The organism is Methyloglobulus sp., assembly GCF_046714055.1.
Taxonomy (GTDB): Bacteria; Pseudomonadota; Gammaproteobacteria; order Methylococcales; family Methylomonadaceae; genus Methyloglobulus.
In genome coordinates this window covers 1-12,290 of the sequence record NZ_JBKKBJ010000246.1, presented here as the reverse complement: position 1 = coordinate 12,290, position 12,290 = coordinate 1, and the positions used below count along the sequence as shown (strand labels likewise).

Here is a 12,290-nt window from a genome sequence, read left to right as displayed (position 1 = left end):
CCGGCGCAAAGGGGCGGATTCGGGCGGAGAGCTTTTCTGACCATTACAGCCAGGCACGACAATTCTATCTCAGCCTTACCTGTTACGAACAGGCGCACCTTGCGGCCTCTCTAGTATTTGAGCTTTCCAAGGTTGAACACCTTTATATCCGTGCAGCCATAGTCGGTCACCTGCGGCATATCGAAGAGAGCCTGGCACAGCGGGTTGCCTGTGGCCTTGGCATGGATGAGTTGCCGCAGGCCCCGGTGTCTGCGGTTGCGGTACAGGAGTTAGACCCATCCCCAGCGCTGCAACTTATCGGCAACATGAAGGACACGCTCGAAGGCCGTGCCATAGGGGTACTGATTGCGGACGGATCGGATGCGGTAAGCATTGACGCAGTTCAGAAGGCAGTAACCGCCGCTGGCGCAAAAATGAAGCTTGTCGCAGCGAAAATCGGCACCGTGAAACTCGCCGACGGCTCGCTTTTGAAAATCGATGGCCAATTGGCCGGCACACCGTCGGTCCTTTTCGATGCGGTCGCAATTATCCTCTCCGACGAAGCCGCCAAGTTATTGGGTAAGGAAGCCGCCGCCATTGATTTCGTGCGCGATGCTTTCGGTCATCTGAAAGCGATCGGCGTTGACAAGGGCGGCGAAGCATTGCTGACAACTGCGGGTATTGAACAAGACGCTGGTGTGATTGCGATAAGTAGCTTGGATGGCTTCATTGCAGCCGCAAAGACACGTCAGTGGAGCCGCGAAGCGAGTGTCAGGAAACTTGTTTGATAAGGGTTCTAAACTCAAACCGCCGAAAATCCTGATCGGATGCTGAGGTCTCCGATTTTGCTTGTGACGCGTCATGATTCGCTATTAATGAACGATCGGTGCACTTTTTTAGCAATGTTTGTATTTCCGGCCTCGGCTGTATGGATATAAATCAGGTAATTATTTAGAATTGAGGTGAAATTGATATTCGCCTCATTTTCTAACCTAAAGTGATTCCTTATTAACAATCTGTCTCACATAACCTTAGCTAGGTTGCCTAGAGGCTAGACGACCTATGCGATAACTAATAAACCAAGGAGTCCTATTATGCTTTCAACTGTACCTGATGTAATTTTTAAAACCCGTGTTCGCGACGAAAGTATCGGTGGCGAAAACCCGTTTCGTTGGCAGGATGTCAGCACCGATGATATCTTTAAAGGGAAAAAGTGTGTTGTTTTGGCTCTTCCCGGTGCTTATACACCGACTTGTTCAAACACACACCTGCCTGGATATGACGCCAAATATCAGGAACTCATTGATCAGGGTGTTGATGAGGTTTATTGCGTGAGTGTTAATGATGCATTTACCATGTATCAATGGAGCAAGCACCTGGACATCAAGCATGTAAAAATGTTGCCTGACGGCAATGGCGATTTTACCCGAGCAATGGGTATGCTGGTGAAAAAAGAGAACGTTGGATTTGGCAGTCGTTCATGGCGTTATTCAATGGTTGTCGAGGATAAAAAGATACTCAAATTATTCAGCGAACCCGGCCAAGTTGATAATTGCCCTGATGATCCATTTACTGTAAGCGATGTCGATACCCTACTGGATTATTTAAAACAGAACAAATGAGCCTGTATTGCTCCCAATCCTCACTTATAAACGAGAAACCCCAATGACACACTATGACTTTGGCCTGTTTGTAATTGGTGCAGGTTCAGGCGGTGTGCGTACAGCAAATATGGCCTCGGGTCTAGGTGTAAAGGTTGCCATTGCTGAAGAGCGTTATTTAGGTGGCACCTGTGTCAATGTGGGTTGTGTGCCCAAAAAACTGTTTGTCTATGCCTCCCAATTCCAGGATCAATTCGACGCGGCAGCGGGTTTTGGCTGGACGGTGGACAAATCAACGTTCAACTGGACTAGCTTGATCAAAAACAAAAATCAGGAGATAGTCCGGCTACAAAAGGTTTACAAAAACCGGCTGCAAAAATCGGGTGTCCGTATTATCACCGGCAGGGCACAAGTGCTTGATGCTCATACTGTCGCTGTCGATGGAAAGGAATACAGCGCCGAACGCATACTTATTGCAACAGGGGGCTGGCCGTTTGTTCCTGATATACCAGGCAAGCAACACATCGTCACCTCGAATGATATGTTTTTCCTCGAGCAATTGCCCAAACGACTCATTATTGTCGGTGGCGGCTACATCGCGGTGGAATTTGCCGGCATTCTTCATGGCCTTGGTGTGAATACTACAATTTGTCATCGTGGACACAAACTACTTAGTGGATTTGATGAAGATATACGCGATTTTCTGGCCCATGAAATGACCAAAAAAGGCATTAATATTCTATTTAATACCGATATTGAGGCTATAGAAAACGCCGACGATTCCTTCGCAGCACGGCTTATTGATGGCAGCAAAGTGAACACAGATCTGGTTATGTATGCCACTGGCAGAATACCGAATACAACCGGATTCGGACTAGAGATGCTTGGCGTTGAACTGGACAGCGAACGTGCGATTAAAGTCAACAGTGACTATCAAACCAATGTGCCGTCAATCTATGCACTGGGTGATGTGACTAACCGGGTCAACCTGACTCCGGTAGCCATAGCAGAAGGCATGGCTTTGGTGAACAAGTTGTATGTCAATCAACTGGGACCGGTAGATTATGACAATATTCCCACTGCTGTTTTCAGCCAGCCCACTATTGGTGCTGTAGGTCTGACCGAAGCACAGGCGCGCGAAAAATACCCGGACATCGACATTTACAAAACCAGTTTCACACCAATGAAAAACAACCTCTCCGGTATCGATGAAAAAACCCTGATGAAGATGATTGTGATACGCAGCACTGACCGGGTTGTCGGCATGCACATGGCAGGACCTGATGCCCCTGAAATTATCCAGGGCATGGCAGTTGCCATTCGAGCCGGTGCGACCAAGACGGTCTTTGATTCTACTATCGGGATACACCCTACCGCTGCCGAAGAATTTGTTACCTTACGTGATGCAGTGAATTAAGCAGCATGTACACTTAGGCGATATAGCCATTTATCTATCAAAAGCGAATATTGCTTCGTTGGGATTGTATTTTTCCAATAATATGTCCCTAATTATTTCCGCAGCAATGACAGAGAACGTTATCCCATTGCCACCGAATCCCAAGGAAAATAAACCATTGGGTTTTGGTTCATAATGGCCGATAAAGGGCAGGCCATCTTTCGTGACCCCAAAAGTGCCAGCCCACGAAAATTCAGGTTGGAAACTGAGTTTTGGAAATAATTTGGCAAAATCGTCCGCTAATTGTTGCGTTTTTAAATCCAGTTTGTCTATCCTAACCTTGGGATTATTGGTTTCTTCATCCCGACCCCCCAGCATTATTCGGTTATCTGCTGTTGTTCGTATATATAAATAAGCTTCTTTCGATTCCCAGATCAGACAGTTATTGTGCCAAAATTCTTTTTTGTGTTCTATTTGCTGACTAACGATGGCCCAAGTACTGAATAATTGAACTATTTTTTTCTCAATTAAGTCAACGACTTCAAATCCTGTTGCATAAATCAACTTCTTACAATTGACTTTATGTCCTTGGATGGATTTCATGGCAACACCGCTTTTGCTGTGTTTTATATCGACCATTTCTGACCGATCGTATACCTTCAACCCTTTGCTGATGCAGTACTGTAAAATGAGGTGGCATAACTTATACGCATCAATTTGCGCTGAATGATCACTATAAAGTGCTGCCGCAGCGGAAAACCCCATTTTTTCTTTAACTTTATTTTCATCCCAGTATTTAATATCCAACCCTAAAGATTTATGCAGTGCGTATTCTTTTTTGAGCAGGTCTACATCTTTTTTATAGGATGCAAAATATAAGCTGCTTTTCCGTTCAAAATCGTGATACCCCACTTTTTTACTGATTTTGGCTAAAGTCTCAATTGTTTCGGCGCATAGTAAATACGCCTTCCTCGCCTGTTCTTCGCCCCTGAGTTCAATCAATTTGCTTAATGGTGTATCGATCTGGTATTGAAGCAGGGCTGTCGTGGCAATCGTACTACCTAAGCCTATACTTCTTTTTTCTACAAGTACGCATGGAATGCCGGCCTCAATCAAGATAAAGGCATTTATAGCAGCAGTAATACCGCCTCCTAGGATTACCACATCGCAATTGATATTTTTATCTAATTGCGGATAATCGTACGGTAGCCCATTTTTTACCAGCCAGAAGGGGAGGCCTGTTGAAAGATCCATAAAATCAAAAATTAATATCTTTAGTTCAATGCTTGTCTACTCAAAATGATTAGACCCGGAGAAGTAAATAAATGAAAAAGAACAGCATATTTCACGGGTCCAAGCCAATATGATATTTCAACCCTTTAAAGTAGAGCATATACTCTTCGGTGCTGTATAGACCAAAATTAAAATGCTGTGACTATTTAAAGTGAGAGATTGCATATCGGCATTTCGGCCCTTTAATTTCCTCGTAGGTTTATAATGAAAACTATTTGCAGTATATAAAAGTAAGTTAATGAGACTATGGCGCCTTAACAGAACTTAATTAACTGCATTTAGTAACCACACAAATATTTTAATAGTTATCCAAACGATGATCACCAGCGCACTGATGAGCGAAATTGATATTATCACGATGGATATGGTATTTCTCTTGACTGCTTCCTGGGGCGAATTAAAGTAGCTTGTCATCAACTCAATATTCCTTAGATTGGCTTTAAAAGAAATATCAAAAATATCCCCTACTAATGGAATCATGCCTATCAACGTATCCAGCACTATATTTACAGCCATGCGGGCAATAACAATGGGTGAGACTCCAGTGTTAACAGCTTGCAGCAAGATATAACTGGATAATGCCCCACCCGTTATATCCCCAATTCCCGGAATTAAACCTATCAGACTATCGAGTCCCATTTTAATAGAGGTACCAGGAATACGAATTGAATTATCAAGCAGCCACGCCCACCGCTCTAGTTGTTTTATATTCTTCATATTTTTTATATTTCCTGAGACATCCCAAAAGTGCATAATTCCCATCAAAAATTGAAGATGAGTTTGCAGACGGCTTACTTGATAACTTTTAATTTTCGCGGTTACACGGAATTATTTTGTAATGTCGGATTTATTCGTTATTTCTTTACGATTACGTTCAATTTGTTCTGTAGGAGAAATATATTTGCCATTCTTATATTGTTCAACCTCTTGAGGATGGTCAGTTTTTTGGGCTTCAACTCTTTCGGCAATCGGTTTCAGTGTTAAAAACTCGTCAGAGTTCAGTTTTCCATCAAGATTAGTATCGAGTTTATCCCAGTTCTTGATTAATGATTCATTGCTGTATCCTTCTTCATGACTTATGAAATTATCCTGATTTTTATCCAATACACCAAAGGCAGGATAATCTTGGTTGCTTTCGTTTGAAGTTGATGCCGTTTCATCTGTTCCAGAATTAGTGACATGCTCTCCCTGATTTGTTTTTTTAACTACAGCAGCCTTTGCAGCCGGGAATTCTTTAGTGTTTTGTTGGGCTCTTCCCACTGTGTTTTCAATGCCTTGAGGTTTCATGTAATGCTGGATATCTTCAGTTCCAGTAGTTTCTGCCCTCACAGGGTTGGTAACAAAGCTAAGGCTTATACTCATAGCAAATGCTACCCAGATTGGCAGAGAGAAACTTTTAAAAGATTGCCGGTTTGTTGCATCTTTTGGGCTGGGATTTATAGCATAAGATATTTTGTGGATGATTTTTCTAGTTTTCATAGTGGTTTCCTTTATGTTAGAGGTTGATTATAAGAAGTTTTAACTTGAGAGCAGTTTAAACAGGAATACCATGTTGATTGTCTGTTTTGGGTGTCGGTTGAACGACCAGGAGGCGTGATTTATCAAAACTTGACGATCTAATGTGCTTAACCTCACTAAGGAAAATGCTCTTTTAATCCTTCGGAAGGCTCAGGATGAACTGTAAGGTATTGATTTCGCTTGTGGTGAGTCCGTGAGCTTATCAAGCCGATCAAACCATGAGCAGGAACAGTTTGTTCAGCGTTTCCTGGTTTTTCCAGAGCTTCAGCTTAACCGTTTTAGGGCTACATACCCGCTAATAGCGAAGCAAGATCATCGGCATGTTCTTCTTCCATGGCGAGAATCTCCTTGAGCATACGTTGGGTAGTCGGGTCGTGTTCAGCCAGGTAAATGACCATTTCACGGTAACTTTCGATAGCAATTCGTTCGGCGATTAGGTCTTCCTTGATCATCGATTTGAGCGTATCACCTTCGACGTACTCGGCGTGGCTGCGGGCACTCAATCCATCAGGGGAGAAATTGGGTTCTCCACCTAATTCTGTGATGCGCTTTGCAAGGCGGTCTGCATGTGCCATTTCCTCGGTTGCATGAGCCTGGAACTCTGCTTTGACCGAATCGGAATTGATGCCCTTTGCCATGAAATAATGCCGCTTGTAACGCAAAACGCAGACTAGCTCAGTAGCTAATGCTTCATTCAATAAACGGATCACTTCCTTTCGATCAGCCCCATAGCCCATGGTAACTGCGCCTTCCTCGATATTTTTTCGAGCGCGCTTGCGCAGGGTCTGGATATCGGACAGCACAGCAGCGTTGGCTGCGGAAGTCTTATTTGTAGATTGTTTCATTTTCCACTCCTTTGTATCTTTACTAATAGCTGGAATCCCCACACTGACTGGCAATAAACTAAAAAACATACTAGTAGTGCGTTCCATTCAAACAATTACCGTTCGCGGTGAGCTTGTCCAACCGCAAGCATCAGGTTTGTAGCGGTCTTCGACAAGCTAAGGCCGAACGGATTTTTTAATTGTTTTGGCGGAATGGGCTACTAGTAATATTGATATTCCTCTGACAAATTCCACAGATTTTCCTTAATGTGCCTAGGAAAATCCATTTTTTGTCTGAAGCTGTTTATTATTTGGTGAAGTGAGCCTTTACATTGCTCATGCACAGAACCTTGGCGTCGTCGGCCAAAGCATCACACTTTTCTTTTGCTACCGCATAGTTGGCATCGCGCATATCCGTTTCTGCATCCTTACGCGCATCAGACGATTTCTCAATCGCTACTGCGTCGGCCTTTGATGTCTTCATCTGAGCCTCGGCGGCAGCTGTTTGTTGGGTTTTGGCAGCTTTCGCTTCCTTCACACAAACGTCCTCGTCGTTACCATCTTTGTCATCGCATTTTTGGGTGGCCACCGAATAATCGGCATCAGCTTTGGCGACGCGGGCTTTGTACATGGTCTTAACGGTAGGTTTGTAGTTGTACTCAAGCTCGGCCTTTGCAATGTTCATTTTACCTTTTGCTTCTGCGACACAGATATCATTGGCGTTTCCTGCCAGCGAACCGCACACTTCCTTGGCAACCTTGTAATCCGTATCGATATTTTTTTCATTAAACTCGTATTGATCCTTTGACATACTTTCTGCCATTGCGCCGGTGCTCAAGGCAAGTCCAATAGCAAGCGACAGCACCCTGATTTTTATATTTTTCATGATTTTTCTTGTTGCATAAGATTTAGTTATTTTGTTGTTGAGGTCAATCATCCATGTCCCTGCTGTATCGATCCGTATCTTTCTGCGTCTTCTGCCAGTCGGAAAGCTGTTTATCCGCATCGTCTTTAGTGACCCCGTAAGCTTCCTGGATCTTTCCGGCAAGCTGATCTCGCTTACCGGCAATCACGTCCAGATCATCGTCGGTCAGTTTGCCCCACTGTTCCTTGACATTGCCTTTTACTTGCTTCCAGTTACCTTCAATTTGATCCCAGTTCATTTTGTATACCTCTCATTTGATGATTGTATGACGATAGCTACCGTCACAAATACGGACATAAGCAGCAGGGACACTTGGTTCGGCTCCGATGACATTTCGCATCGGAAAGCCGGAAAGCGTACAAACTATTTTCTCGCGGTATTAGATAATACGGCGATTTTCCTCTAGTGTCCGTCTGCTAACGCACATAGTAATTTATTACTGATGTCCACTACTTTATGTCACGGGGAGGACTCCTCCTTCCGCTTCCCAGAGTTCCTCTACGGAGTTACTTGAAAGGTTGAAACGATGGTTCGCCTCTTCCCAATCGACAACCGACCACCAGGCCTTCAAGTAGTCAGGGCGGCGGCTTTCATAGTGCAGGTAGTAAGCGTGTTCCCAGACGTCGTTCAGCAATAGCGGAAATTGGCCCTTCATCATAGGATTATCGTGGCCGGACGTGGTGACCACCTCGAGCTTTCCGTCATCCTTCTGGGTTCGCACCAGCCATACCCATCCCGACCCAAACAGATTGGCGCCTTCTTCTTCGAACCGGGTCTTGAACTCCTCGACACTGCCAAAATCGCGATTGAGGGCCTCACGAAGCAATCCTTTAGGTTCGTCTGCTGAATCAGGTTTCATTGTTCGCCAGAACATGCTGTGATTGACATGACCACCCGCATTGTGGTGAACCGCGATCCTGATTTCTTTTGGCAGTTTGTCGAAATTGCACAATAGCCACAACGCCGAGGCATTCTGAAAGTCCGGAACCTTCTCCAACGCCGCATTCAACTTCTCCACATAGCCCCCATGGTGGATGTCGTGATGCAACATCATGGTGCGTACATCGATGTAGGGCTCTAGCGCATCATATTCGTACTTCAAGTTTGGAAGTTGATGCTTCTTCTTAGATGCTTCGGCAGGATTTAACTCATTATTGTCAGGTTGATTCATGGTTGTACTCATAATGGACAAAATTGGATAAGCAGGGAATTTGGCAAAAAGTAATTTCCAACTTCATGCCGGCTAAGGAGTTTTGGGGAATTAAGCCCTTTGCAATTGGCTGTTGTTGTAAATGTACATCTGTGAATTTATACAATTTTATACCAACCTCACAGGGTGTTTTTTAACACCCTGCCATGTGGACGAGATTCAGTTACGCCTAGACTAAGGTTGTCAGCCTTAGTTACAAATCTTGTCTCTTTGGAGTTTCTGCCAGTCTGCCAATCGTTTTTCAGCTTCGTCAATGTCGATCACATAGGCTTTCTGAGTCTTGCCAGTAAGGTGATTCCGCTTACCTTCGAGCACATCCCGTTGGTCGTCGATAAACCAAATCCATTGTTCCTTGACATTGTTTATAAATTCTTTCAAGTTATCTTCAATTTGATCCCAAATCATTTTGTTTACCTCTCATTCATATGGTTGTATGGCGATCAGTATCGTCATACACGGACATAAGCAAACGATAAGTGATCCTGCTTCGATGCCATTTCGCATGGGAAATCCGAAAACATGCGATATTTGTACCGTGACTTAGAGAATACGACGATTTCCATCTATTGTCCGTCTGCTACCGTACATAGCAAAACCATTGAAAATGTCCGTCGATTTTGTATCGCAATGGCGTATCTGAATCTGCCTTTCATCAATCCCCGCTTTCCCAATCAAACGGATCGTAAGTGCGTTAACGTACAGAAGGCAGAAAGCAACTGTGGTAGCTTGCCCCTCTGACTATGGGAGACATCCTCCCTGGCAAGCTCCGATATGGGGATTACCATCATCCTAGATAAGCTGTCGAGTTTCCACACATATCACAGGAATACACATAATGACGTTTACTCAAGCTGTCCCGGCAACCAATCGTCTGCTAGATGCTCTACTCCACAAGGATCGCGAGCAATTGCTCGCTAATTGCGAACACATCGAGCTTATTATGGGCAAGGTACTCTACCGCGCCGAAGAAGTCATTCCTCATGTCTATTTCCCGACCGGAGGCTTCATTTCCTTGGTGGCGCCTGTCGACAGCAAAAATTTGGAAGTGGGGCTGGTCGGCAATGAAGGCATACTCGGCATTACCCTCATGCTGGGCGTCGATATTGCGCCATTTACCGCTTTGGTTCTGGGAGCAGGATCCGCGCTGCGCATAACGGCATCATCGTTTCTTCGTATACTTGAACAGAGCCCTGCGTTGCAGCGGGAGTTGAAACGGTATCTCTATGTGACGATGAGCCAGCTTGCGCAATCGGCCGCCTGTACCCGCTTCCACTTGGTGGAGGCACGTCTCTCCCGTTGGCTGTTGATGACTCAAGACAGGGCGCACTCCGACCACATCCATATTACCCATGTATTCTTGGCCTATATGCTGGGTATACGCCGCGTCGGCATCACCAAGGCGGCAAATATGTTACAACAGCGAAATCTCATCAGCTACCAACGCGGGGATATCACGATTCTCGACAGGGTAGGCCTGGAAGCCACTTCATGCGGGTGTTATCGGGCGGATAAAGAAATCTACGAGGGTATCCTGGGTAAAGGTGGCAGTAGCCTATCCGTTGCTACGCCGGAATTTCGGACACTTCAACCAACACGGACATAACCGGTGATTGGGGAGTGGCGGTTGGGGGCAATGTAAACGCGCCGGATACGGGAGGCACTGTTTCGGGATGTCGGCTTACGGCCACGGCAATGTGCTGGTTGCCAACCACTTGGCCGGACGTGGAGTCGAATCCCTTCCAGCCGGCACCGGGCAGGTAAACTTCTGACCAGGCATGGGTTGCGCCCTGGCCCTTCGGTAACGTTGGGGAGTACAGGTAGCCACTGACAAAGCGTGCCGCCAGGCCCAAGGAACGGCAAGCATCGATGAACAAGGCCGCAAAGTCGCGGCAGGAACCGGTGCCTCTGGTCAAAGTGGCCGCCGGTGTCTGAACGCCCAGTTCCTCGCGCTGTTGGTAGGTGAATCCGGTCGCTATCGCTTTATTGATCCACTCCAGCAGCAGATAGGTTTCCACTACTTGGCCGGCGTACCAGAATTGCCTCAACCACGTACTCAACATCGGTCGGTCTTGGTCAAAAATCACTGACAGATAAGGCCCTAAATCAACGCTTTCGGTGGCATCGTATTGAAAGGGGAAAAACACCGCATAATCCGCCACCAGAAAGTCTAGGGGCTGGTCATCATAGTGCTGGATCAGAACGCGGCTGTCGATTGAAAGCCGGCTGCTCGACTCGAAAAAGGTGGCCTGGGTCACGGCATTGTCGTAGACATCGCGCTGCCATTGCAGTTGGTAGGGAGGAGAAATAATCAGCTCAGCCGATTCGATACGGATGTCATGCCCTTCGCGTGGGCGCAAGAGCAATTTATGCGGCAGCAGGGTTACGGAATCAGCGTATTGATAAGTTGTTAGGTGTTTAATTTGTAGGCGGCGCATCGTTATCACTCCTTAAGGGCTTTCGTGGCTATAGCGAAGTTAGATCGGCAGTTTTGCACATTATTACAAACCGCATCTAATATCTGTGCGCTATCGTACAGACTCTTCCAGGGATTTGGCATATTTTAGACACAAGAGCAATTGAGCGCCGCCTGAAATAAACACTACGACAATGAATATTTCCAACCCACTCAATGTTCTGAAACGGAACTGATCGTCAATAAAGGCGGCCAGGTCGCCTGAAATTCACCGATAGGAGAGCACACATGCCATATCAATCAGTTAAATATTACGATGCCTCGCCTAACGACGAGCAACTCCGGGAAATTCCCGATTCAAAGCCCTTGTCTTGGAAAGTCATGCTAGAGCCCACCGGTGTCATGTCTCTCCGCAAATGGCTTTCAGTTGTTTCACGAGCAACCTTTATAGGCGCCTTGGCTATTTCCGGCTGTAGCTCGGAACACTCGCGCGGGCAAAGCAAACTGACGCAGCAAGAGAAAGGGAGTGGCATCACCAAACCTGTTCACAAGGAGGTCGGCGAGGCATCATGGTATGGGCCAGGATTTCACGGTAAGGAGACCGCCAATGGCGAGACCTTTGACCAAAAAGAGATGACGGCTGCCCATCCGACTTTGCCGATGGGAACCAAAGCCAAAGTGACCAACCTCGATAATGGCAAGAAGGTCGAGGTCAGGATCAATGACCGTGGACCTTATGCCGAGCATCGCGTCATCGATCTCTCCAGTGCAGCGGCCAATAAGCTTGATATGAAAGAGGACGGCACCACCCAGGTCAAGGTTGAGACCAAATCCACCAAGAAGAAGCGTTCTTCCAAACAGCCCAACAAGACAAAATAGGGATAATAAAGTTACCTGATTACGTATAAGTTTCAGCTAACTTTAACAAAAAGAACATTTATATAACAAACTGATTTATATATATTTAATATAAACTGGAATGCAACCGAAACTTTATTGGTCAATAAAAAGTTCGCATTTCTCGTTTTTTTATCCCGTTATTCAACTCGAAAAAATAGCGAGGGCCATTAAATCAAGCGTTTCGTCTACTTGCAGTTTCTAAAGTAGCTGAGTCTTATACGTAATCAGGTA

Annotated in this window: 15 protein-coding genes; 6 read left to right on the top strand and 9 right to left on the bottom strand. The window is 45.6% G+C overall.

What is annotated here, in order from left to right:
* From ACLQ6D_RS14685 to gorA, 3 genes are all read left to right on the top strand, one after another.
* On the top strand, positions 1-767 hold a 767-nt coding region (locus ACLQ6D_RS14685; RefSeq protein WP_411728061.1), incomplete at its 5' end, for a catalase-related domain-containing protein.
* Positions 768-1,073: 306 nt separating this feature from the next.
* On the top strand, positions 1,074-1,601 hold the full coding sequence (locus ACLQ6D_RS14680; protein WP_411728060.1) for a peroxiredoxin: 528 nt from the start codon (positions 1,074-1,076) through the stop codon (positions 1,599-1,601).
* Positions 1,602-1,644: 43 nt separating this feature from the next.
* Positions 1,645-2,997 carry a glutathione-disulfide reductase gene (gene gorA, locus ACLQ6D_RS14675; protein ID WP_411728059.1) on the top strand — a complete coding sequence of 451 codons (1,353 nt, stop codon included), beginning with the start codon at positions 1,645-1,647 and terminating at the stop codon, positions 2,995-2,997.
* Positions 2,998-3,027: 30 nt separating this feature from the next.
* Here gorA and ACLQ6D_RS14670 read toward each other — a convergent pair whose 3' ends face one another.
* The 8 genes from ACLQ6D_RS14670 to ACLQ6D_RS14635 all read right to left on the bottom strand — a co-directional run bounded on the left by ACLQ6D_RS14670 (position 3,028) and on the right by ACLQ6D_RS14635 (position 9,151).
* Positions 3,028-4,230: an NAD(P)/FAD-dependent oxidoreductase gene (locus ACLQ6D_RS14670; RefSeq protein ID WP_411728058.1), complete on the bottom strand. Its 1,203-nt coding sequence runs from the start codon at positions 4,228-4,230 to the stop codon at positions 3,028-3,030.
* A 303-nt stretch (positions 4,231-4,533) separates the two neighbouring features.
* Entirely contained in the window at positions 4,534-4,986 is a 453-nt protein-coding gene (locus ACLQ6D_RS14665; RefSeq protein ID WP_411728057.1) for a DUF4112 domain-containing protein, read from the bottom strand.
* Positions 4,987-5,097: 111 nt separating this feature from the next.
* Positions 5,098-5,748 (bottom strand): hypothetical protein, encoded by a 651-nt coding sequence (locus ACLQ6D_RS14660; protein WP_411728056.1) that lies wholly within the window; start codon positions 5,746-5,748, stop codon positions 5,098-5,100.
* Between the two features lie 323 nt (positions 5,749-6,071).
* Complete coding sequence (locus ACLQ6D_RS14655) at positions 6,072-6,632, bottom strand: bacterioferritin (protein WP_411728055.1); 561 nt, start codon at positions 6,630-6,632, stop codon at positions 6,072-6,074.
* A 286-nt stretch (positions 6,633-6,918) separates the two neighbouring features.
* On the bottom strand, positions 6,919-7,548 hold the full coding sequence (locus tag ACLQ6D_RS14650) for a hypothetical protein (protein ID WP_411728054.1): 630 nt from the start codon (positions 7,546-7,548) through the stop codon (positions 6,919-6,921).
* Complete coding sequence (locus tag ACLQ6D_RS14645; RefSeq protein ID WP_411728053.1) at positions 7,541-7,774, bottom strand: CsbD family protein; 234 nt, start codon at positions 7,772-7,774, stop codon at positions 7,541-7,543. The genes ACLQ6D_RS14650 and ACLQ6D_RS14645 overlap by 8 nt, the downstream gene beginning before the upstream one ends.
* A gap of 216 nt (positions 7,775-7,990) precedes the next feature.
* Positions 7,991-8,707 (bottom strand): superoxide dismutase, encoded by a 717-nt coding sequence (locus tag ACLQ6D_RS14640; protein WP_411728052.1) that lies wholly within the window; start codon positions 8,705-8,707, stop codon positions 7,991-7,993.
* A 228-nt stretch (positions 8,708-8,935) separates the two neighbouring features.
* Positions 8,936-9,151, bottom strand: coding sequence for a CsbD family protein (locus ACLQ6D_RS14635; protein WP_411728051.1), 216 nt, complete (start codon positions 9,149-9,151; stop codon positions 8,936-8,938).
* Positions 9,152-9,265: 114 nt separating this feature from the next.
* Between ACLQ6D_RS14635 and ACLQ6D_RS14630 the strand changes: the two genes are divergently transcribed.
* Positions 9,266-9,484 carry a hypothetical protein gene (locus ACLQ6D_RS14630; protein WP_411728050.1) on the top strand — a complete coding sequence of 73 codons (219 nt, stop codon included), beginning with the start codon at positions 9,266-9,268 and terminating at the stop codon, positions 9,482-9,484.
* A 97-nt stretch (positions 9,485-9,581) separates the two neighbouring features.
* Positions 9,582-10,349: a Crp/Fnr family transcriptional regulator gene (locus tag ACLQ6D_RS14625; protein WP_411728049.1), complete on the top strand. Its 768-nt coding sequence runs from the start codon at positions 9,582-9,584 to the stop codon at positions 10,347-10,349.
* Here ACLQ6D_RS14625 and ACLQ6D_RS14620 read toward each other — a convergent pair.
* Positions 10,309-11,181: a transglutaminase family protein gene (locus tag ACLQ6D_RS14620; protein WP_411728048.1), complete on the bottom strand. Its 873-nt coding sequence runs from the start codon at positions 11,179-11,181 to the stop codon at positions 10,309-10,311. The genes ACLQ6D_RS14625 and ACLQ6D_RS14620 overlap by 41 nt on opposite strands.
* A gap of 266 nt (positions 11,182-11,447) precedes the next feature.
* Between ACLQ6D_RS14620 and ACLQ6D_RS14615 the strand changes: the two genes are divergently transcribed.
* A complete protein-coding gene (locus ACLQ6D_RS14615) occupies positions 11,448-12,038 on the top strand; it encodes a septal ring lytic transglycosylase RlpA family protein (RefSeq protein WP_411728047.1) in 591 nt (196 codons plus the stop codon).
* The last annotated feature ends 252 nt before the right edge of the window (positions 12,039-12,290 follow it).